At 73.5% G+C, this 24202-nt stretch carries 23 protein-coding genes; 12 read left to right on the top strand and 11 right to left on the bottom strand.

The genetic code is table 11. The features are described from left to right. The first annotated feature begins 183 nt into the window (after window positions 1–183). From DS079_RS12155 to DS079_RS12145, 3 genes are all read left to right on the top strand, one after another. Complete coding sequence (locus DS079_RS12155) at window positions 184–1881, top strand: sodium:solute symporter family protein (protein WP_126988075.1); 1698 nt, start codon at window positions 184–186, stop codon at window positions 1879–1881. Window positions 1882–1901: 20 nt separating this feature from the next. Further along, a complete protein-coding gene (locus DS079_RS12150; RefSeq protein WP_126988073.1) occupies window positions 1902–2225 on the top strand; it encodes a hypothetical protein in 324 nt (107 codons plus the stop codon). 153 nt (window positions 2226–2378) lie between these two features. Then, complete coding sequence (locus DS079_RS12145) at window positions 2379–3896, top strand: S10 family peptidase (RefSeq protein WP_126988071.1); 1518 nt, start codon at window positions 2379–2381, stop codon at window positions 3894–3896. 179 nt (window positions 3897–4075) lie between these two features. Here the strand turns inward: DS079_RS12145 and DS079_RS12140 are convergent, their stop codons facing one another. Continuing rightward, on the bottom strand, window positions 4076–5086 hold the full coding sequence (locus DS079_RS12140) for a hypothetical protein (protein ID WP_126988069.1): 1011 nt from the start codon (window positions 5084–5086) through the stop codon (window positions 4076–4078). Window positions 5087–5276: 190 nt separating this feature from the next. After that, window positions 5277–6668 (bottom strand): dihydrolipoyl dehydrogenase family protein, encoded by a 1392-nt coding sequence (locus tag DS079_RS12135; protein WP_206516168.1) that lies wholly within the window; start codon window positions 6666–6668, stop codon window positions 5277–5279. Window positions 6669–6760: 92 nt separating this feature from the next. Here DS079_RS12135 and DS079_RS12130 point away from each other — a divergent pair, with 92 nt between their 5' ends. The 8 genes from DS079_RS12130 (at window position 6761) to DS079_RS12095 (ending at window position 15927) form a co-directional block, all read left to right on the top strand. Continuing rightward, entirely contained in the window at window positions 6761–8596 is a 1836-nt protein-coding gene (locus tag DS079_RS12130) for a glycoside hydrolase family 15 protein (RefSeq protein ID WP_126988067.1), read from the top strand. 85 nt (window positions 8597–8681) lie between these two features. Further along, window positions 8682–10160: an NAD-dependent succinate-semialdehyde dehydrogenase gene (locus tag DS079_RS12125; protein ID WP_206516167.1), complete on the top strand. Its 1479-nt coding sequence runs from the start codon at window positions 8682–8684 to the stop codon at window positions 10158–10160. 185 nt (window positions 10161–10345) lie between these two features. Beyond that, window positions 10346–11329, top strand: a complete 984-nt coding sequence (locus DS079_RS12120; protein WP_126988065.1) for a hypothetical protein — start codon at window positions 10346–10348, stop codon at window positions 11327–11329. 108 nt (window positions 11330–11437) lie between these two features. Beyond that, window positions 11438–11764, top strand: a complete 327-nt coding sequence (locus DS079_RS12115) for a DUF3870 domain-containing protein (RefSeq protein ID WP_010550739.1) — start codon at window positions 11438–11440, stop codon at window positions 11762–11764. Window positions 11765–11930: 166 nt separating this feature from the next. Continuing rightward, window positions 11931–13082 (top strand): DUF819 family protein, encoded by a 1152-nt coding sequence (locus tag DS079_RS12110; protein WP_126988063.1) that lies wholly within the window; start codon window positions 11931–11933, stop codon window positions 13080–13082. A gap of 11 nt (window positions 13083–13093) precedes the next feature. Then, a complete protein-coding gene (locus DS079_RS12105; RefSeq protein WP_126988061.1) occupies window positions 13094–14221 on the top strand; it encodes a dipeptide epimerase in 1128 nt (375 codons plus the stop codon). An 82-nt stretch (window positions 14222–14303) separates the two neighbouring features. Next, window positions 14304–15392, top strand: a complete 1089-nt coding sequence (locus tag DS079_RS12100) for a C40 family peptidase (RefSeq protein WP_126988059.1) — start codon at window positions 14304–14306, stop codon at window positions 15390–15392. A gap of 70 nt (window positions 15393–15462) precedes the next feature. Then, window positions 15463–15927, top strand: a complete 465-nt coding sequence (locus tag DS079_RS12095; protein WP_126988057.1) for an SRPBCC family protein — start codon at window positions 15463–15465, stop codon at window positions 15925–15927. 10 nt (window positions 15928–15937) lie between these two features. Here DS079_RS12095 and DS079_RS12090 read toward each other — a convergent pair whose 3' ends face one another. The 6 genes from DS079_RS12090 to DS079_RS12065 all read right to left on the bottom strand — a co-directional run bounded on the left by DS079_RS12090 (window position 15938) and on the right by DS079_RS12065 (window position 20409). Next, on the bottom strand, window positions 15938–16729 hold the full coding sequence (locus DS079_RS12090; RefSeq protein ID WP_126988055.1) for a serine hydrolase: 792 nt from the start codon (window positions 16727–16729) through the stop codon (window positions 15938–15940). Window positions 16730–16754: 25 nt separating this feature from the next. Next, entirely contained in the window at window positions 16755–17591 is an 837-nt protein-coding gene (locus DS079_RS12085; RefSeq protein ID WP_126988053.1) for a hypothetical protein, read from the bottom strand. After that, entirely contained in the window at window positions 17588–18169 is a 582-nt protein-coding gene (locus tag DS079_RS12080) for an RNA polymerase sigma factor (protein ID WP_126988051.1), read from the bottom strand. The genes DS079_RS12085 and DS079_RS12080 overlap by 4 nt, the downstream gene beginning before the upstream one ends. 354 nt (window positions 18170–18523) lie before the next feature. After that, the gene (locus DS079_RS12075; RefSeq protein ID WP_126988049.1) at window positions 18524–19372 is read right to left on the bottom strand and encodes an aldo/keto reductase; all 849 of its coding nucleotides are present in this window, start codon (window positions 19370–19372) and stop codon (window positions 18524–18526) included. Window positions 19373–19441: 69 nt separating this feature from the next. Beyond that, a complete protein-coding gene (locus DS079_RS12070; protein WP_126988047.1) occupies window positions 19442–19909 on the bottom strand; it encodes an NUDIX domain-containing protein in 468 nt (155 codons plus the stop codon). Then, window positions 19906–20409, bottom strand: a complete 504-nt coding sequence (locus DS079_RS12065) for a PTS sugar transporter subunit IIA (protein WP_126988045.1) — start codon at window positions 20407–20409, stop codon at window positions 19906–19908. The genes DS079_RS12070 and DS079_RS12065 overlap by 4 nt, the downstream gene beginning before the upstream one ends. A 111-nt stretch (window positions 20410–20520) precedes the next feature. On the opposite strand from DS079_RS12065, the gene DS079_RS12060 reads away from it, so the two are divergent. Beyond that, on the top strand, window positions 20521–21486 hold the full coding sequence (locus tag DS079_RS12060) for a sugar-binding transcriptional regulator (RefSeq protein WP_126988043.1): 966 nt from the start codon (window positions 20521–20523) through the stop codon (window positions 21484–21486). On the opposite strand, the gene DS079_RS12055 is transcribed toward DS079_RS12060, so the two are convergent. The 3 genes from DS079_RS12055 to DS079_RS12045 all read right to left on the bottom strand — a co-directional run bounded on the left by DS079_RS12055 (window position 21487) and on the right by DS079_RS12045 (window position 24189). Beyond that, a complete protein-coding gene (locus DS079_RS12055; RefSeq protein ID WP_126988041.1) occupies window positions 21487–22386 on the bottom strand; it encodes an aminodeoxychorismate lyase in 900 nt (299 codons plus the stop codon). It abuts the gene before it with no gap. 72 nt (window positions 22387–22458) lie between these two features. Beyond that, on the bottom strand, window positions 22459–23532 hold the full coding sequence (locus tag DS079_RS12050; RefSeq protein WP_126988039.1) for a hypothetical protein: 1074 nt from the start codon (window positions 23530–23532) through the stop codon (window positions 22459–22461). Window positions 23533–23679: 147 nt separating this feature from the next. Beyond that, entirely contained in the window at window positions 23680–24189 is a 510-nt protein-coding gene (locus DS079_RS12045) for a hypothetical protein (RefSeq protein ID WP_126988037.1), read from the bottom strand. Between the last annotated feature and the right edge of the window lie 13 nt (window positions 24190–24202).

The raw sequence follows: 24202 nt of genomic DNA, 5'->3' as shown, positions 1-24202 counted from the left end.
TGGCCGCACCGCCGCCGAGGTGTCCCACCTCACTCCCCCGCCGCGGAGCCCGTCGGCCGACGGGAACACCCGGCACCCCGGTGGTAACGTCCCCCGTCGGCGCCACGGCGGCGCCGTTCCCCGCCCGCGCGCCACCTCCTCCTCGACGTCGCGGCACGCCTCCTCGTCGCAAGGAGACCCTTCATGGTCGACCTCAGACTCGACGCGCAATGGATCGACTACGCGATCATCGCGCTCTACTTCGTCTTCGTCCTCGGTGTGGGCTGGTACGCCAAGCGCGGCGTCTCCACCTCCATCGAGTTCTTCCTCTCCGGCCGCTCGCTGCCCGCCTGGGTCACCGGCCTCGCCTTCGTCTCCGCCAACCTCGGCGCGGTCGAGATCATGGGCATGTCCGCCACCGGCGCCCAGTACGGCATGCCGACGATGCACTACTTCTGGGTGGGCGCGATCCCCGCCATGCTGTTCCTCGGCGTGGTGATGATGCCCTTCTACTACGGCTCGAAGGTGCGCAGCGTCCCCGAGTTCATGCGCATGCGCTTCGGGAAGGGCGCGCACCTGGTCAACGCGATCTCCTTCGCGGTCGCACAGCTGCTGATCGCGGGCGTGAACCTCTCGCTGCTGGCCACGATCGTCAACCGCCTGCTGGGCTGGCCGATGTGGGTGGGCCTCGTGCTCGCCGCCGCGTTCGTGCTCTTCTACATCACCGTCGGCGGCCTCTCCGCCGCGATCTACAACGAGGTGCTGCAGTTCTTCGTGATCGTCGCGGCGCTGCTGCCGCTGACGCTGATCGGCCTGCACCGCGTGGGCGGCTGGTCCGGGATGAAGGAGCGCATCGCCGGGGACGGGATGCTCGGCTCCGAGCAGCTGCACTCCTGGCCCGGCCAGGCCCTCTCCGGCTTCGACAGCCCCGTGCTGTCCGTGATCGGCATCGTGTTCGGCCTGGGCTTCGTGCTCTCCTTCGGCTACTGGACCACGAACTTCGTCGAGGTGCAGCGTGCGATGGCGTCGAAGTCCATCACCGCCGCGCGGATGACCCCGATCATCGGCGCCTTCCCGAAGATGTTCATCCCCTTCATCGTGATCATCCCCGGCATGATCGCCGCGGTGCTGGTCGGGGAGCTCACCGAGTTCAAGCAGCTCGACCACGCGGGCGACGCCTCGGGCGCTGCTGCGACGGGCGTGAACTACAACGACGCCCTGCTGCTGCTGATGCGGGACGTGCTCCCCAACGGCCTGCTCGGCGTCGCCATCGCGGGCCTGCTCGCCGCGTTCATGGCCGGCATGGCCGCGAACATCTCCGCCTTCAACACGGTGGTCTCCTACGACCTCTACCAGCAGTACGTGAAGAAGGACGCGCCCGACGACCACTACACGAAGGTGGGCCGGCTCGCGACGGCCGCGGCCTGCGTCATCGCGATCTTCACCGCGCTGATCGCCGCGCAGTTCTCCAACCTGATGGATTACCTCCAGACCCTGTTCGGCTTCTTCAACGCGCCGCTGTTCGCGACGTTCATCCTGGGCATGTTCTGGAAGCGGATGACGCCGACGGCCGGCTGGACGGGCCTGGTCGCGGGCACGCTCTCGGCCGTGATCCTGTGGGGCTCCTCGACCTTCCTCGGGGTCTTCTCCCTGCCCGGCCAGGGCCTCGCGTTCATGAGCGCGGCGACCGCCTTCGTGGTCGACATCGTGGTCTCGGTCGCGGTCACCCAGATCACCGCCCCGAAGCCCGCCCACGAGCTCAAGGGACTGGTCTACTCGGAGACGCCGAGGGCCGATCTGGTCGACCCCGAGGAGAAGGACATGCCCTTCTGGCGCCGCCCGGTGCCGATGGCGGGCATCGCCCTCGTCCTGGTCATCGCCCTGAACTTCATCTTCGCCTGAGCGCACGGAGGAGAGACACCATGAACACACCCACCGGATCCGCCGGGCAGGACCTCCCCGAGGACGCGACCGTGCAGACCGCCGGCGCCTTCGACATCCGCAACTTCATCGGCACGCTGCTGGGCCTGTTCGGCCTGGTGCTCGTGGTGATGGGGCTGTTCGCCTTCGGCCCCGAGGAGGCCGCGAAGACCGACGGCCTGAACGCGAACCTCTGGGCCGGGATCGCCATGGTCGTCGTCGCGGCCGCGTTCCTGATCTGGACGCGCCTGGACCCGATCCGCATGGTCGTGCGGGACAACGAGGACGGCGCCGAGGAGCCCCACGACATCTCGGCCCTGGACTGATCCCGCCGCCGCGTCCGCACGAAGGGGACGTGAGCGACACGCTGCGCGGCTGAGCTCTGCGGCGTGCCGCTCACGTCCCCTTTCTGCAGGAGGCCCCGCGCAGCGGGCCCGCGTAGCATCGAGCGCGATGCCGCATCCGACGAAGGAGCTCGTGTGAACGACCAGTCCGCCGCCCCCAGCACCTCCCCCGCGACCGGCAGCAGCCCGGGTTCCGATGCCGACCGGACCGCCCCCGAGGACCGCCTGGTCACGACCCTGCACAGCCTCGCGCTCGAGGACGGGCCGCTGAACTACACGGCGACCGCCGGCACCGTGGTGCTGCGCGAGGAGCCGGACGGCGAGGAGTACGGCCGCGGCAGGCCCTATGCGGAGCTGTTCTCCGTCTCCTACGTCGCGACGTCCCCGGGCGAGCAGCCCCGCCCGGTGGTGTTCGCCTTCAACGGCGGCCCCGGCGCCTCGACCGTCTGGCTGCACCTGGGCCTGCTGGGCCCGCGCCGCGTCGACTCGGGGGACGCGGGCGCCCCCGCCGCTCCCCCTCACCGCCTGCTGGACAACCACGAGACGATCCTGCGCGACGCCGATCTCGTCGTGGTCGACGCGATGACCACGGGCTTCTCCCGCCCCGCGCCCGGACAGAAGCCCGCCCGCCATCACGGCCTCACCGCGGACCGCGACCTGATCGCCGCGTTCGTCATCGACTGGCTGACCCGCAACGACCGCTGGACCTCCGAGGTCCATCTCGCCGGCGAGTCCTACGGCACCACCCGCGCCTCCGCCGTCGCGGCCCGGCTGCTGGACCGCTACTACCTCGCTGTCGCCGGGATCGTGCTGATCTCGCCGGTGCTGGACTTCGGCACGATCGTGTTCTCCCCCGGCAATGACCGCCCCTACCTCCACTACCTGCCCACCTATGCCGCGATCGCGCACGCCCACGGCAAGCACGAGGACCGGCTGCTGCAGGACGTGGTCGACGAGGCCGAGGCCTTCGCCGAGCAGGAGTACCCGGCGCTGCTCGCGGCGGGGCTGCGGCTGGACCCCGCGCAGAAGCAGGAGGCCGCGGCCCGGATCGGCGCGCTGATCGGCGTGGACCCGGACTGGGTGGAGCGCGCGGACCTGCGCGTCGAGCACCAGGCCTTCCTCGCCGAGCTGCTGCGGGACGAGGGCCTGGTGACCGGCCGGATCGACGGCCGTTTCACGGCGCCCGCCGGGGACGGCAATGCGGCGCGGATGGAGACCGATCCGTCGATCGACCAGCTCGCCCCGAGCTACACCGCGGCGATCAACCACTACCTGCGCGGGGAGCTCGAGTTCTCCGCCGACGTGGTCTACGAGATCATGTCCGGGCGCGTGCACCCGTGGAGCTACAAGGACTTCGAGAACCGCTCGGTGGAGGTCGCCTCCGATCTCGCCCACGTGCTGCGCAAGTCCCCGCACACCCGGGTGCTGGTCTCCCACGGCTATCACGACGCGGCGACCCCGTTCCACGCCAGCGAGCACGTGCTCGCGCAGCTCGCGATCCCGCGCGAGGACTACTCGGAGCGGATCCGGGTGGAGTACTACGAGGCGGGGCACATGATGTACTGCCACGAGCCGAGCCGCCTCGAGCTCTCCGCCCACCTGCGCGAGTTCGTCACCGGGGAGGGCGGCACGGAGGACGACGGGGAGGCCTGAGGACCTGCTGCCGCAGGCCGAGGGTCGGTTGCCGCAGGCTGGGAGCCGACGGGCTGGGCTGAGAGCCGACGGGCTGGGCTGAGAGCCGACGGGCCGGGCTGAGAGCCGACGGGCCGGGGCCACCCGGGACCGCTCGACCCCGCGCCGCCGCCGGACCTGCCGGAGGGGCCTCCGACGGGTCAGCTCTCGGAGCCGGTCGAGCCCGATCCGCTGCCCGAGGCACCACTGCCGGAGCTCGAACCGCCCGCGGAGCCGCTCCCGGAGGTGCCGCTGCCGGACGACCCGCTCCCGGAGGTGCCGCCGCCGTCCTCGCCGCCGCCGGAGGAAGAGCTTCCGCCGGAGGAGCTGCCGTCGCCGCTCGTGCCGCCGCCCTCCTCGGAAGTGCCGTCGCCGCCGGTGCCCTCCCCGGTGGAGCCCTCACCGGTGGTGCCAGTGGTGCCCTCTCCGGTCGTGCCCTCGCCGGTGTTGCCGTCCTGCTGCTGCGGGTCGATGGTGGTCCCGTCCTGCTGCTCCGTGTCGTCCTCGCCGGTGCCGTCCTCGGACGTCCCGTCCTCGGTCGTGCCGCCGGAGTCCTCGCGCGGGGTCACGTGCTCGGTTCCGGTGACGGAGCGCTGGATCTCGCCGGTGCCCGGGGAGAGCTCCGTGCCGGTCAGGCGCTGGATGCCGAACACGGCGGCCATGCCGATCAGGGCGATGACCACGCTCATCAGGGCGATCCTCGCGATCCGTCGGCCGCGACCCGGCGTCTCCCCGGAGGCGCCGTCCGCACCGGCTCGGTCCTCGGACGCTCCGGCGGCGGCCGTCCCGACGGCGCCGTCCTCGCCCGCACCGCGGCGAGTGCGCGAGGAGTGCACCTCCCCGCCCCGGACGCGGGACTGCGCCTTCTCCCCCGCCTTGGCCTTGACCTGCTTGAGCCTGCGGGCGGTGCCGTTGACGGAGTCGGTGTAGAAGGCGACCACGGCCGCGGAGATCACGGAGGTGATCGCGGCACCGAGCACGGTGCCGCTGATGCCGAGCTGGCCGCCGATCACGGAGGTGGTCGCCGCGGCGGCGCCGCCGGCGAGCAGGCCGGGCACGGAGAGGCTCTTGACCTCCGATGCCGAGGCGCCCCCCGCGTCCTCGACGGGCGGGGCGTCGGGGCCCTGCGGGGAGTGAGGAGGCACCGGGGAGGAGGGCGGGGTGGAGCTCATGGCCCCACGCTCCGCACCGTGCCTCGGACTCCCGTCGAGGAACCCTCGGAGAACCCTGGAAAAGCGGCGGGAAAGCGCCTGCGATCAGGGGCTTCGCGGCGCGATGAACTGCCTCACCCCGGCAGTGCCGACGGGTGGCACGGCGGGGCGGGGAGGACGCCGTCCGCCCCCGTCCCGCCGCGCCCGCGGCTCACTCGACCGGCGCGAGCTTCTCGAGCGTCTCGTTGAGCGCCTCGGTCGAGGAGGGGTGGGTCCAGATCCCGTCCCGCAGCTGCGTCGCCGTGGTGCCGGCGCGCATCGCGAGGGCGATCAGGTTGATGACCTCCTGGGCGTCGACGTGGAACAGCCGTGCGCCGACGATCTCGTCGGTGCCCGCGTCGACCACGATCTTCACCAGCCCGCGGGGGTCGCCGAGGGTCTTCGGGCGGGGCATCGCCTTGATCGCGGCGACCTTCTGCGTCGCGACCAGCACGTCCCGTCCCTGCTCCCGCGCCTCCGACTCGGTGAGGCCCACGGCCGCGAGCGGCGGGGTGAGGAAGGTCGTCGTCGGCACCGCGACCCGGTCGGAGGTGGAGCGGGAACCGTCGCCGGTGAGCTGGGAGAGGACGATGCGGTGGTCGTCGAGGGAGAGGTAGGTCTGCTGGGCGCCGCCGTGCACGTCGCCGAGCGCGTAGACGCCGTGGGCGCTGGTGCGCAGGTGCTCGTCGACCACGATCGCGCCGCGCTCGTCCACGTCGATGCCCGCCGCCTCGAGCCCGAGGTCGTCGGTGGCGGGGCGACGCCCGGTGGCCAGCAGCACGGCATCGGCCGCGAGCTCGCGCGACCGCCCCGCGACCTCGAGGCGCAGCAGCGCCTCCTCCGCCCCGTCCTCGACGCCGCGGAGGTCCGCCTCGTGCAGCACGGTGATGCCGTCGCCCTCGAGCACGGACTGCACCTCGGCGGCGACCTCCTCGTCCTCGGCGGGCAGCAGGCGGGGGCGACGGTTCAGCACCGTCACCTCGGCGCCGAAGCCCGCGAACATCGAGGCGAACTCGAGCCCGATCGGCCCGGCGCCCACCACCGCGAGCCGCCGCGGGAAGGGATCGACGTGCTGCAGCGAGGTGGAGTCGTGCACCCGAGGGGAGTCGATCCCGGGCAGATCCGGGCGCGAGGGCACCGCGCCCGTGTTCACCACGACCGTCGGCGCGGTGACCGTGAGGCGGTCCTCGCCGCCGCTGACCTCCACGGTCCGCTCGCCCACGAAGCGGGCACGGCCGTCGACGAGGGTGACCGTGCCGAGGTCGGCGAGCATGTGGTGGTTGACGTCGCGGAGCGTCCCGATGAGGGTGTCGCGGCGCTGGACGGCCCGTGCCCAGCAGGAGGCGGCGTCGTCGTCCTCGCGGCGCTCCTGGGCGTCGTGCACGAGGGTCTTGGTGGGGACGCAGCCGATGTTGATGCAGGTCCCGCCGTGCATCGACTCGAACTGCTCGATCATCGCGACCTTCTGGCCGGTGCCGGCGAGGGCCGCGGCGAGGGTCTTGCCGCCCTTCCCCCAGCCGATCACGAGCACGTCCACGGACAGGCTGATCTCGGAGTTCGTCATGGGCTCACCGTAGTCCGCCGGTCCACCTCCGCCCCCGTCCTCTCCCGGTCCGCTCCGGCCCGTCGGCCCGCCGTCCGTGATGCACTGGCCCCATGACCGCCGCACCGATCGAGGACCACGCCCTGCTCTCCGACCAGCGCACCGCCGCGCTCGTGACGCGGGAGGGGGACGTCGACTGGCTGTGCATGCCGCGCTTCGACTCCGACGCCCTGTTCACCTCGCTGCTGGGCGAGGACCGGCACGGGCACTGGTCGCTGCGGATCGCGGACGGGGAGGTGGTCTCCCGCCGCTACCTGCCGGGCACGATGGTGCTGGAGACTCAGTGGCGCTCCCCCACCGGTGCCGCGACCGTGGTCGAGCTCCTCCCGGTCGGCGCCGAGCGCGCGATCCCCTCGCCGGACCCCGTCGCCCACCCAGACGGCGCCGACGCGGACCTCTCCGACCTGATCCGCTCGGTCTCGTGCACCGAGGGAGAGGTCGAGGTGGTCCAGGAGCTCGTGCTCCGCTTCGAGTACGGCGAGGCGGTGCCGTGGGTGCGTCGCAGCGAGGACGCCGCCGGCCAGGGGGTGCTGCTGGCCGTCGCGGGCGGGGACGCCGTCTCGCTGCACGGCCCGGCCCTCCGCGCCGGGCACCGCTCCCACCACGGCCGGCACCGCCTGAGCGCCGGGGAGGGCGCCGACTGGGTGCTGACCTGGTTCCCGTCCTGGCAGGAGGTGCCCGCGGCGCCCGACGTCGAGGCCGCGCTCGCGGCGACCAGCGTGGAGTGGTCCTCCTGGCTGGGGAGCATCCGCGTCGAGGACGAGTACGCCGAGCCCGTCGCCCGCTCCCTGCTGGTGCTGCGCGCCCTGACCCATCGCCGCAGCGGCGGGATCGTCGCCGCGCCCACGACGAGCCTGCCCGAGGACCTCGGCGGGGTGCGCAACTGGGACTACCGCTTCTGCTGGCTGCGGGACGCGGCGCTGTCGCTGGAGGCACTGCTCGCGCACGGGCACGTCGACGCGGCGGTGTCCTGGCGGGAGTGGCTGCTGCGCGCGATCGCCGGGGACCCCGCGCGGCTCCAGATCATGTACACGATCACCGGGGACCGGAACCTCCCCGAGCGGGAGCTCGTGCACCTGCCCGGCTACGAGAGCTCCCTCCCGGTGCGGATCGGCAACGGCGCCTCCACCCAGTACCAGGCGGACGTGGTCGGGGAGGTGATGATCGCGCTGTCGGCGATGCGGGAGGCCGGGGTCGCGGAGTCGCGCTGGTCCTGGCCGCTGCAGAAGGCGCTGGTGCGCTTCACGACCGCGCACGTCGACGACCCCGACCAGGGCATCTGGGAGATGCGCGGGGAGCCGGCCTTCTTCACCCACGGCCGGGTGATGGTGTGGGCGACCTTCGACCGGGCGGTGCGCGCCGTCACCGAGCACGGCCTGCCCGCCTCCGAGGAGGAGCTCGCGGAGTGGACCCGGCTGCGCGACCGGGTCCGCGCGGAGGTCCTCGAGAAGGGCGTCGGCCCCGACGGCGCCTTCACCCAGACCTACGGCAGCACGGAGGTGGACGCCTCCCTGCTGCAGATCCCGCACACCGGCTTCCTCCCGGCCGACGCCCCGCAGATGCTCGCGACCGTCGACCGGATCGAGCAGGACCTGCGCACCGAGGACGGCCTCCTGCTGCGCTACCGCACCCGCGGCCAGGACGGCCTGCCCGGCGACGAGCACCCCTTCCTCGTCTGCGGGTTCTGGCTGGTCCAGCAGTACGCCGCCACCGGCCGACGGGACGAGGCCGAACAGCTGATGGAGACCCTGCTCGCCTGCGGGAACGACCTGCACCTGTTCGCCGAGGAGTACGACGGGACGCACCGCCGCATGATCGGGAACTTCCCCCAGGCCTTCAGCCACCTGGGCCTGATCGGCGCGGTCGACGCCCTCGCCGCCGCCGGCTGAGCCCGGCCGGGCACGGCTGAGAACGACCGGGCACGGCGGGGCGGGTGCAGACTGGAGGGAGCACCCGTCGACGCAGGAGGTTCCGATGCCCCAGCAGCCCGCCCTCACCCCCACCCGGATCGCGGAGGTGCTCGAGCGCACCCCGACCAGCTCCTTCGTCGGCGGCCGCTTCCTCGGCGGCACCGCCGCACTCGAGGTGATCGACCCCGCCACCGGCGCGGCGCTGACCCGCGTGGTCGACGCCGACGCCGCCTCCGTCGGCGCGAAGGCCCTGGACGCCGCCTGCGCCGCGCAGGCGGACTGGGCAGCGACCACGCCGCGCGAGCGCTCGGAGATCCTGCGCCGCGCCTACGAGCTGTGCCACGAGCGGGCCGACGACCTCGCGGCGCTGATGACCCTGGAGATGGGCAAGCCGCTCGCCGAGGCGTACGGCGAGGTCTCCTACGGCGCGGAGTTCCTGCGCTGGTTCAGCGAGGAGGCGGTGCGCGAGCCCGGCCGGTTCCGCCACGCCCCCGCCGCCGACCACGCCGTGCTCACCACGGTCCGGCCCGTCGGCCCCACCCTCCTGATCACGCCGTGGAACTTCCCGCTGTCGATGGGGACGCGGAAGATCGGCCCGGCCCTCGCGGCCGGCTGCACCGTGGTGCTCAAGCCCGCGCAGAAGACGCCCCTGACCTCGCTGGCGCTGATGGCGATCCTCGCCGAGGCCGGCGTGCCCGACGGGGTGGTGAACTGCGTGGTCACGAGCGACTCGAAGGGCCTGTCCTCGACGCTGATGGCCGATCCGCGGCTGCGGAAGGTCTCCTTCACCGGCTCCACCGCGGTGGGCCGCACCCTCATCGCGCAGTCCGCCGAACACGTGCTGCGCACCTCGATGGAGCTCGGCGGCAATGCTCCCTTCCTGGTCCTCCCCTCGGCCGACGTGGAGACCGCGGTCGAGGCGGCGATGCTCGCGAAGTTCCGCAACAACGGCGAGGCCTGCACCGCCGCGAACCGGTTCTACGTCCACTCCTCCGTCGCGCAGGAGTTCACCGACCGGCTGGTCGAGCGCACCGAGCAGCTCGTGCTCGGCCCCGGCGCGGATCCCGCCACGACCCTCGGCCCGCTGATCGACCGGGCCGCCGTCGACTCCGTCCAGGAGCTGATGGCCGACGCGGTCGAGCGCGGCGCGAAGGTCCTCACCGGCGGCGGCACCGGCGAGGGCGGGGGCTTCTTCCACGAGGCGACGGTGCTCGGCGACGTGCCGCGCGATGCCCGCGTGCAGCGCGAGGAGATCTTCGGCCCGCTCGCGCCGATCACGGTGCTGGACGACGTCGAGGAGATGATCGCGGCGGCCAACGCCACCGAGTTCGGGCTGATGTCCTACGTGATGGGCGAGGACCTCGGCGAGGTCACGGCCGTCACCGGACGGCTCGAGTCGGGGATGGTCGCGGTGAACCTGGGCGTGGGCTCCGACCCCTCGGCCCCCTTCGGCGGGGTGAAGGAGTCGGGGCTGGGCCGGGAGGGCTCCCACGAGGGGCTCGCCGAGTACCTCGAGACGACCTACGTGCGCCTCCCGCTCTGACCTGCGGCCGGGTCGAGGGGGACGAGAGCTCGTCGCCCGGGGCACGAGCAGGGGAAATCTTGGTGAACTCCGGCGAATCTGGCCGAATCGATTGTCCGGTGTGATGCGAGTCGCTACGGTCGTGACGCACCCCTATCGAACCCCCACAGCCCCGCCCTGCCCGGCGCGGCGCCCAAGGAGCCCCAGTGCGCACCCTCTCCCGTTCCGTGACCCTGCTCTCCGCCGCGGCCCTCGCCGCCGCCGGCATCGCCGCGACCGCCGGCTCCGCGAGCGCCGCCCTGACCACCCGCTGCGACGGCGAGGCCTCCTCGGTCACCGTCCCCGGCGACCTCGTCGTCGCGAAGGACAAGTCCTGCGTCCTCACCGACGTCACCGTCGAGGGCCAGGTGCGCGTCCAGGCCGGCGCCGACCTCCTCATCACCGACTCCTCCGTCGGCGGCCGCGTCGTCGTCCAGGGCGACGGCTACTTCGACGCCTCCACCTCCGAGATCGCCGGCAACGTCGTCTCCAACGGCGGCTACGGCGTCTACCTCGACGAGTCCGCGGTGGAGGGCAGCTACAACGGCCGTGCGGCCGAGGGCGCCTCGCCCTTCCTGTACTCCTACGACTCCTCGATCTCCGGCCGCGTGAACGTCGCCCAGGGCCTCGTGCACCTCAGCGGCAACACCATCGGCGGCAACGTGACCAGCGAGAACACCGAGTTCACCGACATCCTCGACTCGAGCCTCGCCGGCGACCTGACCGTCACCGGCGCGACCGAGGGCACCACCTTCTGCGCGGGCGAGCTCGACGGGAACGCGTCGCTGACCGGCAACGCCGGCGTGCAGCTCGGCTCCGGCGGCCAGAAGATCACCTGCGAGGGCGCCACCTACTTCGGCGGCGACGTCACCGCCTCGGACAACACCGACGGCGTCGACGTCACCGACACGATCATCCGCGGCGACCTGACCGGCGAGGGCAACGACCCCGCGCCCACCGGCTCCGAGAACCGTGTCCGCGGCGAGCTCGGCGGCCAGTTCGTCGATCTCCAGCCCGCCGCCCAGAAGCGTGCGCTGATGGCGCAGTCCGCCCCGGCGGACCACGCCCAGGGCCTCGACACCCAGCGCGACGAGCGTCGCGCCGAGGCCGAGAAGGCCGCGGAGCAGGCCGGTCCGGCGAACCTCCGCTGACCTCCTCCCTCCCACGACCTGCGGCCCCGGGCCGGGCACCGCCCGGTCCGGGGCCGCAGCGTCGAGACCACCTCGTCCGCCCTCCTGGACCCCGCATAGGATCACCGGATGACCCGCACGATCTACCTCACGGGCGAGGCGAAGTCCCCGAGCAACAATCCGATCACGACGCAGTGGGGATTGTTCTTCGTCGGCCTCGTCGTCGATACTGAGACCCACGTCATCCAGGCAGCCGACTGCACCGCCACGCTGACGCTCACGGTCGACTTCGTCCGCGAGCTGGTGGTCGGTCGATCCCTGCTCGAGGAGGACGCCCTGGTGGAGTCGATCACCGACAGGTACCACGGGTCCTCGCAGAAGGCTCTCGCCGCCGCCGTGCGCAGCGCCGCCGCGAAGTACCGCGACCTGTCGGCCCTCCCCGACCAGGAGTCATAACCGCATACACGCAGCCGTCCGCCCGGAACCTCACCGAACCGGATCCCGTCGGAAGCACCGCACCGCGCCTCGCCCGAGGCGCCGGTTCCCGGTGCTTCCGATTTTTTTGTCCCCGCAGCCGCCGGGGGCACGGCCGCACCCCTTCCCCACTCACCGAGGAGACCCCGTGATCACCGACGGACTGCTGATGCTCGGCGTCCTGCTGGCGCTCTCGTGCGCGCTGATCGTGCTCGAGCGCACCACCGGCTGGAAGCTGTTCAAGTACGTGCCCGGCATGGTGCTGATGTACCTGCTGTGCGCCGCCCTGAACTCCGCGGGGGTGTTCGGGCAGGACGATGCGACCCGCGCCCCCATCGCCGCCGTGAAGGACGTCGTCCTGCCGGCGATGATCCTCCTGTTCCTGTTCGGCTGCGACCTGCGCCGCATCATCAAGCTCGGCCCGCGGCTGCTGCTGACCTACGCCGTCTCCGCCGCCTCCCTGTTCGTGGCGATGGTGGGCGTGTTCCTCGCCTTCCAGAGCGCCCTGCACCCGGAGGCGTGGAAGGTGCTCGGCGCACTGCTGGCCTCCTGGACCGGCGGCAGCGCGAACATGGTCGCGGTGCAGGACATCCTCCAGGCGCCGGAGAACATCTTCGGCTACGCCCTGATCACCGACACGCTCATCTACTCGATCTGGCTCACCGTCGCCTTCTCCTCCGTCGCGATCTCCGGCCGCTTCGACCGCTTCACGAAGGCCCGCTCGACGCATCTGATCGACCACGGCGACGACTTCGAGACGGAGGAGGCGCCGATCACCGTCCAGTCCCTCGCGACCGTCGTCTTCGGCTCGATCTTCGTCTCGACCCTCGCGATCTGGGTCGGCGGCCTCCTCCCGGAGCTGGGCGACGTCGTCAACGGGACCACCTGGACCATCGTCATCGTCTCCGTGCTCGGCCTCGTGATCGCCCAGACGCCGCTGGGACGGATCGGCGGCTCCACCGAGATCGCGACGCTGATGCTGTTCATCGTGATCGGCCAGATCGCCGCGGGCTCCGACTTCTCCGCGCTCACGCAGGCGCCGCTGTACCTGCTGATCGGTCTCCTGGTGGTGCTCGTGCACCTGGCGATCATGGTCGTCTACGCCAAGCTCACCCGCACCGACCTGTTCTCGATCGCGGTCTCCTCGACCGCGAACATCGGCGGGATCGCCTCTGCGCCGGTCGTGGCCAGCGCCTTCAACCGCCAGCTCGTGCCGGTCGGCGTGCTGATGGCGCTGATGGGCTCGTTCCTGGGCACCTTCCTCGGCCTCGCCGCCGCGCAGATCATGTCGGCGCTGTGAGCGGCGGGATCATGGAGCAGAGCGCTGAGCAGGCGGTGCTCGAGGTGGCGGCGGTGCGCCGCCACCGCCACCGCGCGCCGCTGCGCCATCCCTTCGTCACGGCGGCCCGCCGCACCGAGGCGGTCGAGTACGTGGTCGCCGAGGTGGAGCTCGCCGGCGGCGCGGTCGGGCAGGGCTCGGCTGCGGAGACCGTCGCGGTCACCGGCGAGGACGCCGCCAGCATCCTCGCCGCGCTCGACGGGCCGCTCGGCGCCGCGCTGCGCGGCGCGCGGGGCACGATCGGCGAGCTCTCCGCCCGGATCGCGGCGGCCATGCCCGGGGCGACGAGCGCGAAGGCGGCGCTCGAGGTGGCCCTCCACGATGCCTGGGCCCGCGCGGCGGGGCGGCCGCTCGTGGAGCTGCTGGGCGGCAGCGCCGTGTCGACGATGCGCAACGACATGACCGTCTCCCTCGAGGAGCCGGCGACCATGGCGGAGCGGGCGCGGGAGGCCGTCGCGGCCGGGCACGAGATCCTGAAGATCAAGCTCGGCCACGACATCGCCGAGGACCGGGAGCGGCTCGCCGCGGTCGTCGAGGCGGCCCCGTCGGCGCGGCTGCGGTTGGATGCGAACCAGGGCTGGCTGCCCGAGCAGGCGGTCGAGATCATCACCGGGTTCGAGGCGGACGGCCTGCCCGTCGAGCTCGTCGAGCAGCCCGTCGCGGCCGGTGACGTGGAGGGCCTCGCCCGCGTCACCGCCGCCGTGTCCCTGCCGATCATGGCCGACGAGGCCGTGTGGTCGGCGGTCGATGCGCACCGGCTCATCGAGGCGCGGGCCTGCGACCTGCTGAACATCAAGCTCGCCAAGACCGGCGGGCTGCGCGGCGCGATCGAGGTCGCCGAGGCGGCACGTCGGGCCGGGATCGACTGCATGCTGGGGGCCATGATGGAGCCGCGCATCTCGATCACGGCCGCCGCGCACCTCGCGCTCGCGCACCCGGCGATCACGATGATCGACCTGGACCCGCCGGCCTGGTTCGCCTCCGCGCTGCCCCGCGGCGGGATCGTCCAGGAGCGCGGCGTGCTGCGCCTTTCCGGCGGGCCCGGCCTCGGGCTCGAGCTGCTCCGCCCCGACGTGGATGCCGAGGGAGGTGGTCGGTGAGCAGCCAGCTGTCCGACCGCCCCCGATCCCTCACGCCCCTCCCCCGTCGGCGCCCCGGCGCCGACCCCCTGAAGGAGATGCCATGACCATCCGCCGATTCCCCGACCTCACGCGACGCGACGGGCTGCGCCTGGCCGCGACCGGCACCGCCGGCCTCGCCGTCGCCTCCCTCGCCGCGCTCGGTCCCGCCTCCGCCGCCCCCGCGCCGCGCCCCGCCGCCGGCAGGGCGCCCGCCCCGGGCGATCGCGCCCACGTCGCCGTCTCCGCGACGACGCTGTGGGTCGACCCGCGCACGAACCGGCCCGGGATCGACGACCCGGCGGTGTCGGCCCCCGTCGACCTCGACGCCTGGAACGCGAACATGGAGGACACCGAGACCCGGCGCTGGCTGACGGGCGAGCTCGAGAGCCAGGCCGTGCTCGGCAGCGAGGTGATCGTCGACGAGATCGACGGCGACTGGGCGCACGTGGTCGTCACCGCGCAGTCCACCCCGCGCGATCCGCGCGGCTACCCCGGCTGGGTGCCGCTCTCCCATCTCGTGGTCGACGAGGGCTTCGCCCGCCGCGCCGAGACCTCCCAGACCGCGACCGTCACCGCGCTGACCAGCACCCTCACCGGGACGCCGTCCGGGAACCACCCCGGGATCGACGTCTCCTTCGACACGATCCTGCCTGTTCTGGGCCGCACCGCGAAGGCCGTGAAGGTCGCCGTGCCCGGTGCCGGTCCGGCCTATCTGCCCTCCGGCGACGTGGCGGTGCGGGCGCGGGGCGAGCAGCCGCCGACCCCGACGGTCGAGGACGTGATCGCCACCGGCGAGCGCTTCCTGGGCCTGCGCTATCTGTGGGCGGGCGTGAGCGCCTGGGGCTTCGACTGCTCCGGGTACACGTACACGCTCTTCCATCACCACGGCCTCCGGATCGCCCGCGATGCCGGCGACCAGATGAACCACTCCGGTCTCGCGGAGGTGGCGCGGGAGGACCTGCGCCGCGGCGACCTGGTGTTCTTCGCGACGGAGCCGGGCGGCGACTCGATCCGCCACGTCGCCCTGTACCTCGGGGACGACCTGATCATGCAGGCCCCGAACGCGGCGCGCAGCGTGGAGATCATGTCGCTGACCGAGTACGACCCGACCGGGGAGTACGCCGGGGCGCGTCGCGTGATCGACGCCTGAGCCGCGTGCGGCCGCGCCGCCCGTCGGACGCTCCGTCCCGTCGGGCGGCGCGCGGCCTGCCCTCGGGGCCATGACCGCCCCTCGTTTCCTGCTCGTCCACACCGTCGACGCCCCGCCCGCGGCCGTCTGGGAGGTGCTCACCGACATCGCCGGGACCCCGCAGGTGCTCACCGGGGTGGAGGAGGTCGAGATCCTCACGGGCGGTCCCTACGCCGAGGGCACCCGCTGGCGGGAGACGCGCTCGATGCTGGGGATGACCGGGACGATGGAGCTCGAGGTCGTCGAGGCCGAGCCGCTGCAGCGCACGGTGATCCGCTCCGGGGTGGGCGAGATCGGCTATCGCACCGTGTTCACGCTGCGGGAGCTCGTGGACGGGGACACCGAGCTGCGCCTCGAGAGCGTCGCCGAGCTGCCGCTGCGGCGCGGGCCGCGAGCCCTGGTCGACGGCGCCTCGGCCCGCTTCGGGCTCGCCGCCTCGAAGCCGACGATGGCGCAGGATCTCGCGGACATCGCCGCGGCCCGTCGCGCGCGCTGAGGCTCCTCGCTCAGGCGGTGAGCCCGGGCAGGAGCTCCGCGGCGAGTGCGGTGATCCGCGCATCGGCCTCGTCCTCCGCGAGTCCCGCGGTCATCACCGCGAGGATCCGGCGCCCGGCCCCGGCGGGATCCTCGACGTAGGCGACGTCGTGCCGGTACCCGTCGACCCACCCGGACTTCGACCCCCATCGGACGCCGTCGCGCAGCACCGTGGCGATGATCGGGATCGTCTGCGCGTGCAGCGCCGCGAGGGCGAGCTCGTGGGAGTCGCCTGCGAGGCCGGGGCCGGCGACGAGGTGGTGCATGGTGCGGGCGAGGTCCGCGGCGGAGGTCTCGTTGGTCAGGCCGCGCTCGAGTGCCGCGGCGTCCCCGATCAGCCTCTCGACCCGGGTCGCCCCGAGCCCCAGCTCACCGACGATCGCCGCGATGGCATCGAGGCCGACGAGCTCGAGCAGCTGGTCGGTCGCCTCGTTGCTGGAGCGGTCGATCATCCTCGTCGCGAGAGCCCGGAGCGCGATCGGGGTGCCGGGCTCGGGGTGGGTGGGATCGAGGTGGTCGCCGGACAGGATGAACTCCTCCCCATCGGCGCCGGTGAAGGTGCACGTCGCGGCCAGCTCCGTCTCGAGGTCGAGCTCGCCCTGCTCGGCGGCGCGCAGCACGGCCAGGAGCACGTGCAGCTTGATGGTGCTCGCGGCGTAGAACGGCTCGTCGGCACGGGAGGCGGAGAGCACGGCGCCGTCGGCGTCGAGCAGGCAGTGCGCGAGACGCACCTCGGTCGGGGCGGCGGCGGTGGGCAGCGGCATGCCCCGACTCTACGGCCCCGCCGGGTCAGCCCCGCTCGCGCAGCGTCACGGTCCGGGTCTCCCCGTCGGCGGTGGTGATCTGCGCACGCACCTCGGGGTGGGGGTCGGAGTCGTCCTCGATCGGCCACCAGGCAGCGAAGCGGCCCTCGGCGAGACTCGCCTCGACCGGCCCTGCGCCGGTCTCGAGCACCACCCGTGTCACGTCCTCCCCGACGTCGCCGGCGACAGCCGTGGATCCTTCGGCCTGCCACCCGTTCTGCAGCATGGCCTCCTGAAACGTGGTCATCACGACGGTCACGGCGACGTCTCCGGCCGCCGGGGGCGCAGCACCCGGCTCTGTCAGCGAGGTCATCCCTCCGGTCGGCTCCTGCCCGTCGGTCAGGGTCGCGGTGCACAGCAGCTCGCGGCCCTGGTCGTCGACGCCGAGGACCAGGGTGGTGTCCCCGCGCCGCTCCTGCAGGACCGGTCGGAGCGCGGAGGACTCGACCTGCCACCACTGCACGCACTGCCGCGCTCCGGGGGCATCGGCGGGGACGGCATCCCCGACCGGTGTCCATGTCGCGGAAGCCGTGGTGGGCCGCAGGATGTCGACTCCGACCACGCCCGTCGTCACGATCAGCGTCGCCGCGGCGACGGCGACCAGCCCGGCGCGCCATCGCGCACGTCGAGGACGGCCGACGAGCGGGCGGGCGCCGACGGCAGGACGGTCGCTGACAGACAGGTGATCGGAGCGGTCGCCGCCGTCGCGCGGGGTGGCGAGGATCCGGTGGAGATCTGCATCGGCCCGTGCCGGGCGCCCCTCACCTGTCGGCGGAGCGGGGTCCAGGTCCCGCAGGGTGTTCTCGAGCGTCGTGGTCCTCATGAGGTCGCCTCCCAGGTGGTTTCGACAGAGCGTGCGGTGCGGTCGGCGGCGGGGCGAGGGATGGGCGGCGGGCCGTCCTCCACCAGACGACGCAGCCGCCGTCGGGCGCGGGACAGCCGCAGCCTGTAGGCGACGGGCGTGACGCCGAGAACCCGGGCGGATTGCGCCGAGGTGAGTCCGTCGAGGACGGTGAGGGCGATGACCTCCTGCTCCGTCTCGGTGAGGTGCGTCCAGGAGCGGCCGACATCGAGCCGCAGCGTCGCCGCATCGTCGTTCACCTGCCCGGCTCGGGCGCCATGGTCCGCGAGCCGCACACCGAGCGCATCGCGGCGACGCACTCCGCGCCGCGAGTTGGCGAGCGTCCCTCGGGCGATGCCGAACAGCCAGGCCCGGGCGTCGCCGGGATCCTCGGGCAGGTCCTCGAAGCGGCGCCAGGCCACCAGGAAGGCGTCAGCGACGACGTCCTCCGCACCCTCGTCCCCGTGTCGGCGGCGGACGAAGCGGAGGACGTCGCCGTACGTGCCGTCGAACAGGGCGGTGAATCGCTGCTCGGGATCGGGACTCTGCGGTGTGCTCACATCCCCCTCCTGTCCGGCACCGGCGCCGGTGTGTCAGAGCCCGACCCTACGACTGCGCTGCCCTCAGCTTTTGTGACGCCACGACCCATGTCGGGGCGCACAAGAGTCCTCACGGCAGCAAAAGCTCCGCGGTCGGGCTCGTGGAGGCGGCCGGGCGGCGAGGGCGTCGGCCTGGCGTCGAGGCGAGGGCATCGACCTGACGGCGAGGGCGACGGTCGGCCGACGGACGGCGTCACCCCGGCGGCGGAGCCGCCCTCGCCGGGGCCCTCCCCGCACGACGACGCGCCGCGCCTCCCTGATGGGAGACGCGGCGCGTCGTGGTGTGCGGCGGGGCCGCGGAGGTGGGTCCGGGGCTCAGGCGCCCTGGTGACCGGCGAAGGTGTCGGGGTCCGGGCCCTGGCGGCCGGCGGCGCCCTTGTCGAGCGCGGCGATCTTCGCGAGCTCGTCGTCGGTGAGCGTGACCTCGAGGGAGGCGAGGTTCGCGGCGATCCGCTCGGGGGTGACGGACTTCGAGATCACCACGTTACCGAGCGCGAGGTTCCAGGCGAGCAGCACCTGGGCGGCGCTCACGCCGTGCGCCTCGGCGACGGCGGTGACCACGGGGTCCTCGAGCTCGCCGCCGCCCTGGCCCAGCGGCGACCAGGCCTCGGTGACGATGCCCTTCTCGGCGTGGAAGGCGCGCAGCTCGGCGTTGCCGAGGTACGGGTGGACCTCGATCTGGTTCAGGACGGGCAGCACGCCGGTCTCGGCCTCGATCGTCTCGAGGTCCTCGCGGCGGAAGTTCGAGACGCCGATGGAGCGGATCCGACCCTGCTCCTTGAGCTCCACGAGGGTCTTCCAGGTCTCCAGGGCCAGGCCCTTGGACGGGGCGGGCCAGTGGATGAGGTAGAGGTCGAGCTCGTCCAGGCCCAGGTCCTCCATGGACGCGTCGAAGGAGCGCAGGGTCGCGTCGCGGCCCTGGTCCTGGTTGGGGACCTTCGAGGTCACGAAGACCTCGTCGCGCGGGAGGCCGGCGGCCTTCAGAGCCTGGCCCACGCCGGCCTCGTTGTTGTAGCCGCGGGCGGTGTCGACGTGGCGGTAGCCGGCCTCGAGGGCCTTGACGACGACGTCGGCGGCGACCTCGTTCTCGACCTGCCACACGCCGTAGCCGAGCTGCGGGATGGAGCGGCCGTCGTGGAAGTCGATGCGGGGCGAGGTGGTCATGGGGCTCCTAGCTCTCGGGTCGCGGCGGACTCGACCGCCGCTGGACACTCCCACCAGGCTATCGCCCGCTCAGCCGCGGCACACCCCGAGGCTGAACGGTCGGGAGCCGGGGTCCTGCTCGAGCCAGCGGGCGAGCTCGGGCGGGTGGACGACGTGCTCGCCGAGCCGGTCCAGCGCCAGCCAGGCGGTGCCGGCCTGGCCGGGGTCCGGCTCGGTGCCCTCCCCGGGCTCCTCCCCCTCGGCCAGTCCGCACCAGTAGGCGACGTTGACCTGGTGGAACGGCGGGATCGGGGAGTCGTCGACCATGCGGCGGTCCATCATGATCTCGAACAGGCAGGCGGGCTGGTGCACCTCGACCTCGGCGCCGATCTCCTCGCGGCACTCGCGGACCATCGCCGCGGCCTGGTCCTCGCCGTGCTCCTGCCCGCCGCCGGGCAGGGCGAACACCTCCCGACCGTCCGGTTCCAGGTAGCGGTTCATCAGCACCTGCCCCTCGCGGACGATCAGGGCCTTCACTCCCAGCCTGGGGCTCCTCATGCGATCTCCTCCTCGTCCTCGGCCCGTCCCAGCAGGGCCTCGGCCCGTGCCCTCAGCGTCTCGGCGTCCTCGGCCTCGAGCAGCGCGGCGACCGCCTGCTCGTCCTGCAGCAGGGCCATCAGGCGCTGCAGGGCGGCGAGGTGCTCGCGCGCGTCGGTCAGCAGCGGCATGGCGAGCAGCTGCACCGGGACCTGGCCGCCGCCGGCCCCCATCTCTCCGAAGGCGACGGGGCGGGCGAGGGTCGCGAGCGCCAGGCCCGGGACGAGCACGTGCTCGGGGTCGGCGTGCGGGATCGCGGTGGGGATCGGGGTGGGCAGGCCCGTCGGGTAGCGCCGCTCGCGCGCCTGCAGCGCCTCGGGGAAGGCCTCGGTGACGGCGCCGTCGTCCAGCAGGTGCCCGGCGAGGGTGCGCAGCGCGTCGGCCGCGTCGGCCGCCTCGAGACGGGCGAGGACGAGGCTCAGCGCGAGCGGTGCGCGGGGCGTGCGCGGATCTGTGCTCATGGTTCCTCCAGGACGGCGACCCCCTGATTCTGGCACCCGTCGGCGCTCGCCTGCGTACGCTGGGCTCGTTCCGTCCGGCGCGTCCCGCGCCGCCGCCCGCCAGGAGAGCCCATGCCCGCCCCTCGAGACACCGCCCTCGTGGTGCGCGCGGCGCGCCTCTATCACGAGCAGGGCCGCTCGCAGACGGAGGTGGCCAAGGAGCTGGGTCTGTCCCGCTCGAACGTCTCACGGATCCTCTCCCAGGCCCGGGAGCGCGGGATCGTCGAGATCACGATCCACGACCCCGACGGCCCGCCGCGCCGCGACGAGGCGCTCGAGGCGGCGCTGCGGGCGACGTTCTCGCTGCGGGAGGCGCATGTGGTCTCCGCGCCGCGGGCCTCGGCGATGGAGTCCGTCGCACGGCAGGGCGCGGCGCTGATCGCGGAGCGCGCGGGCCGGGTGCGCAGCCTCGGAGTCTCCTGGGGGCAGACCGTCCAGAGCGCCGTCGCCGCCCTGGACTCCCTCCGCCCCCGGCCGACGCCGACGGTGCTGCCGCTGGTGGGCGGGCACAGCGCCCTGGACCAGTTCGACTCCGGCGAGTCCGTGCTGCGGGTGCTCGCCTCCCGGCTCGGGGCGACGCCGCGGACGCTCTACGCCCCGGCGGTGCTGGAGTCCGCGACGGCGGTCGCGACGCTGCGGGCGGAGTCCTCGATCCGCACCGTGCTGGAGGCGGCCGCGCAGGTCGAGCTCGCGGTGGTGGGCATCGGCTCGCTCGGCGTGCACTCCTCCCCGCACGTGCTGGACCTGATGGCGCTCGGCGAGGAGGAGCGCGCGGCCTTCGAGGCGCAGCGCCCGGTGGGCGATGTGTGCGGCCGGTTCGTGGACGCCGAGGGGGTCCCGCTCGGGGCGCCGACGGATCAGCGGGTGCTCGCGGTGACCTTCTCGGAGCTGCTGCGGATCCCGGAGGTCCTCGGCGTCGCGGCCGGGGAGGAGAAGGCGCCCGGGGTGGTGGGGGTGCTGCGCAGCGGCGCGATCCACACCCTGGTGGTGGACGTCGACCTCGCCCGCGAAGTGCTCGCGCTCAGATCCCGCTCCTGATCAGATCCCGCCCTTGAGCACGCGCTCGAAGCGGGCGGTGAGCTCGGCGTCGACGGGCAGCTCGTGCTCGTCGAGGTGGGTGATCGGGGCGGCGAGCCGGGTGGAGGACAGCAGCCAGGCGCCGTCGGAGCCCTTCACGTCCTCGATGGTCATGAGCTCCTCGCCGGTGGCGAGGCCCTGCTGCTCGCGCAGCCATGCGAAGAGGGTCGCGACGGCGGTGCCGGCGAGCACGCCGGCGCTCGCGGGGGTGGTGAGGAAGGTGTCGCCGCGGCGCACGAGCAGGGTGGAGGTGGGGCCCTCGAGGGCGTAGCCGTCGCTGGAGACGAAGAGGACGTCGGCGGCGCCGCGTCGCTTCGCCTCGCGCACCGCGGCCATGTTCACGGCGTAGCTGAGGGTCTTCGCGCCCTGCAGCAGCCAGGGGCTGGTCTCCGCGGCAGTGGTGGCCAGGCCCCGGTCCAGCACGGCCACCTTCATCCCGGCCCGGTACGGGCTCCAGTCGTCGGAGGCCTTGGCGTGGATCCAGCAGGTGGGCGTGCCGGTGCCCTCGACGCCGCGGGTGTACATGACGCGCACGCTGAGCTCGGCGACGCTCTCGTGGGCGGCGATCGCGGCGTCGACCGCCTCGGCGAGCAGCGCCTGGTCGGGGGCGGGCATGTCGATCATCTCGGCGCTGCGGGCGAGGCGGGCGAGGTGGGGGCCGACGTTGACGGGGCTGCCGTCGAAGGCGCCGATGGTCTCGAAGACGCCGTCGCCGCGGGTGGCGACGAGGTCGGTGACGGAGAGCTGCGGGACCGTGGGGTCGGCGAGGCGGTAGCCGGGTCCGCCGTCCGACGGGGCCCCGGTCGCGCCGGGGACGAGCACGAGCACCGGGGCGGGGGTACGGGGGCTGGTCGCGGTCATGTCACTGCTCCTTCACGGGGCCCGCCGGGGTGCGGAGCCGTCTCACCAGGGTAGACCTGCCGGGCCGACGGCTCAGTCCCAGCCGATCCCCTCGCCGATCGCCGAGGTGCCGCGAGGGCTCGACGCGCCGCCGCCGGTGCCGCCGCCGAGCATCTCCCCGATCATGGCCACCAGCCGCTCGAACAGGGTGCCCGGCTCCTCCGCGCCGGGCGCCTCGAGCCGACCCGCGGGCAGCGCTCCGGCGGTCTGCGCCGGGCCGTCCACAAGTCCCTGCAGGCCCATCGCGCCGCCCTGCGCAGGGGCCTCGCTCCCGGTCCCCGCAGCACCCGCCTCGGCGCCGCCGGATCCACCGGTCCCCTCGGCACCGCCCCCGCCGGACCCGCCGCCCGACGACGACCCGCCGTCGGAACCACCACCGGACTCGCCCCCGGCCCCGCCGGACGTGGGCTGCCCCGCACCGCTCGAGGACCCGTCGGAGCCACCGGCGCTCTCGGAGCCCGTGCCCGAGCCGGACTCGGCACCAGCACCCCCACCGGCCTCCCCGCCGCCGGACCCCTCGCCCAGGCGCCCTTCCTCCCCGATCAGGTTCCCGAGCCCGCCGCCTGCGCCGAGCCCGGCAAGCAGCTCCTCGAGGAGCATGCCGAGGGCGAGACCGCGCAGGACGAGGTCGGCGAGCAGCCCGCCGAGCAGGCTCCCGAGGAAGGCGCCGAGCAGCGCGGCCCGACCCTCGGGGGTGGCGAGCGCCTCGCGCAGCATCTCGGCGAAGCGGCCCGCGGGCCCGCTCCCGCCGCCGAGCAGGTCCGGCAGCATCCCCTGCGCCATCCGCGCCATGTCCGCGAGGAACTCGCCGGGGCTCGACCAGGGGCCGCCGAAGCTGTCGGGGCTCGAGGCGGCCTCCTGCTCCTCGGCGTGCTGGGCGAGGCGTCGCGCCTGCTGGCGCAGCTCGAGGCCGCGGTCCTGGAGACCGGGGCGCACGCTCCCGGACCAGTCGGCGCGGAACCGCTCGGCGTCCTCCCCCACCCACTCGACGGTGTCGATCACCGCGGAGAGCCGCCCCTCGAGCTCGTCGAGCAGCTCCGCGCGCCGGGCGCAGACCATGCCCATCGTCCGCAGGGCCTCGGCGTCCGCCCCCCAGAATCCGTTCATGCCTCCCTGTCCCCCTCGCAGTCCCCGTATCGCAGTCCCCGCCTCGTGCCTTACGGGCACGCCCCCGAACCTATGCGTCCCGGGGCTCCCACCGCCATGGGGAGGACTCCCCATCCCGGCCGGGATCAGCGGGGGCACCACCAGGACTCACTCGCCGGCGGCGAGCTCCCGCACCCAGTCCGGGACCCGGTCCGCGCCCACCCGTCCTACGAGCGCGCGGGCGTAGTCCGCGTCGATGCCGCCGAGCCCGTCGAAGTCGCCCGGGTCCTGGTCGTAGACGAGGTCGGCGCCGAGCGCGATCCGGTCGGGGTCCTCGGGCGGTCGTGTGGCGTCCAGGCGCAGGGACACGAAGGCCTGGCGCTGCTCGGCGGTGCAGTGCTGGAGCGCATCCAGCAGCAGCGTGACCTGCGAGTCGACGGCGAAGACGCTGTCCCCGCCGCGGGAGGTCCCGTCGCGGTCGGTGATCACGAGGCGCCCGGCCCACTCCTCGCCGTGCGGGAGGAAGGCCGCGCCCACGTGCCGCCACTGCTCGGTGAGGTCCAGCGAGCTCAGCAGCACGGTCGCGAGATCCCGGGTCAGGGCGCCCTGGCGCTCCATCGGCGAGGGCGTCGACGGGCGCTGCGCGGCCGGGTCCTGCGGGGTGGGCGGCTGGCTCATGGTGCTCCTTCTC

It is taken from the genome of Brachybacterium paraconglomeratum (assembly GCF_003994255.1).
Lineage (GTDB): Bacteria > Actinomycetota > Actinomycetes > Actinomycetales > Dermabacteraceae > Brachybacterium > Brachybacterium conglomeratum.
This window is presented reverse-complemented; position numbering and strand designations above follow the sequence as displayed.

Excerpts from the sequence above, each read along its gene's own strand:
- DS079_RS12155 (WP_126988075.1), top strand. The coding sequence starts at position 184 with ATGGTCGACCTCAGACTCGACGCGCAATGGATCGACTACGCGATCATC.
- DS079_RS12150 (WP_126988073.1), top strand. The coding sequence starts at position 1,902 with ATGAACACACCCACCGGATCCGCCGGGCAGGACCTCCCCGAGGACGCG.
- DS079_RS12140 (WP_126988069.1), bottom strand. The coding sequence starts at position 5,086 with ATGAGCTCCACCCCGCCCTCCTCCCCGGTGCCTCCTCACTCCCCGCAG.
- DS079_RS12135 (WP_206516168.1), bottom strand. The coding sequence starts at position 6,668 with ATGACGAACTCCGAGATCAGCCTGTCCGTGGACGTGCTCGTGATCGGC.
- DS079_RS12130 (WP_126988067.1), top strand. The coding sequence starts at position 6,761 with ATGACCGCCGCACCGATCGAGGACCACGCCCTGCTCTCCGACCAGCGC.
- DS079_RS12125 (WP_206516167.1), top strand. The coding sequence starts at position 8,682 with ATGCCCCAGCAGCCCGCCCTCACCCCCACCCGGATCGCGGAGGTGCTC.
- DS079_RS12115 (WP_010550739.1), top strand. The coding sequence starts at position 11,438 with ATGACCCGCACGATCTACCTCACGGGCGAGGCGAAGTCCCCGAGCAAC.
- DS079_RS12105 (WP_126988061.1), top strand. The coding sequence starts at position 13,094 with ATGGAGCAGAGCGCTGAGCAGGCGGTGCTCGAGGTGGCGGCGGTGCGC.
- DS079_RS12100 (WP_126988059.1), top strand. The coding sequence starts at position 14,304 with ATGACCATCCGCCGATTCCCCGACCTCACGCGACGCGACGGGCTGCGC.
- DS079_RS12095 (WP_126988057.1), top strand. The coding sequence starts at position 15,463 with ATGACCGCCCCTCGTTTCCTGCTCGTCCACACCGTCGACGCCCCGCCC.
- DS079_RS12090 (WP_126988055.1), bottom strand. The coding sequence starts at position 16,729 with ATGCCGCTGCCCACCGCCGCCGCCCCGACCGAGGTGCGTCTCGCGCAC.
- DS079_RS12085 (WP_126988053.1), bottom strand. The coding sequence starts at position 17,591 with ATGAGGACCACGACGCTCGAGAACACCCTGCGGGACCTGGACCCCGCT.
- DS079_RS12075 (WP_126988049.1), bottom strand. The coding sequence starts at position 19,372 with ATGACCACCTCGCCCCGCATCGACTTCCACGACGGCCGCTCCATCCCG.
- DS079_RS12070 (WP_126988047.1), bottom strand. The coding sequence starts at position 19,909 with ATGAGGAGCCCCAGGCTGGGAGTGAAGGCCCTGATCGTCCGCGAGGGG.
- DS079_RS12065 (WP_126988045.1), bottom strand. The coding sequence starts at position 20,409 with ATGAGCACAGATCCGCGCACGCCCCGCGCACCGCTCGCGCTGAGCCTC.
- DS079_RS12060 (WP_126988043.1), top strand. The coding sequence starts at position 20,521 with ATGCCCGCCCCTCGAGACACCGCCCTCGTGGTGCGCGCGGCGCGCCTC.
- DS079_RS12055 (WP_126988041.1), bottom strand. The coding sequence starts at position 22,386 with ATGACCGCGACCAGCCCCCGTACCCCCGCCCCGGTGCTCGTGCTCGTC.
- DS079_RS12050 (WP_126988039.1), bottom strand. The coding sequence starts at position 23,532 with ATGAACGGATTCTGGGGGGCGGACGCCGAGGCCCTGCGGACGATGGGC.
- DS079_RS12045 (WP_126988037.1), bottom strand. The coding sequence starts at position 24,189 with ATGAGCCAGCCGCCCACCCCGCAGGACCCGGCCGCGCAGCGCCCGTCG.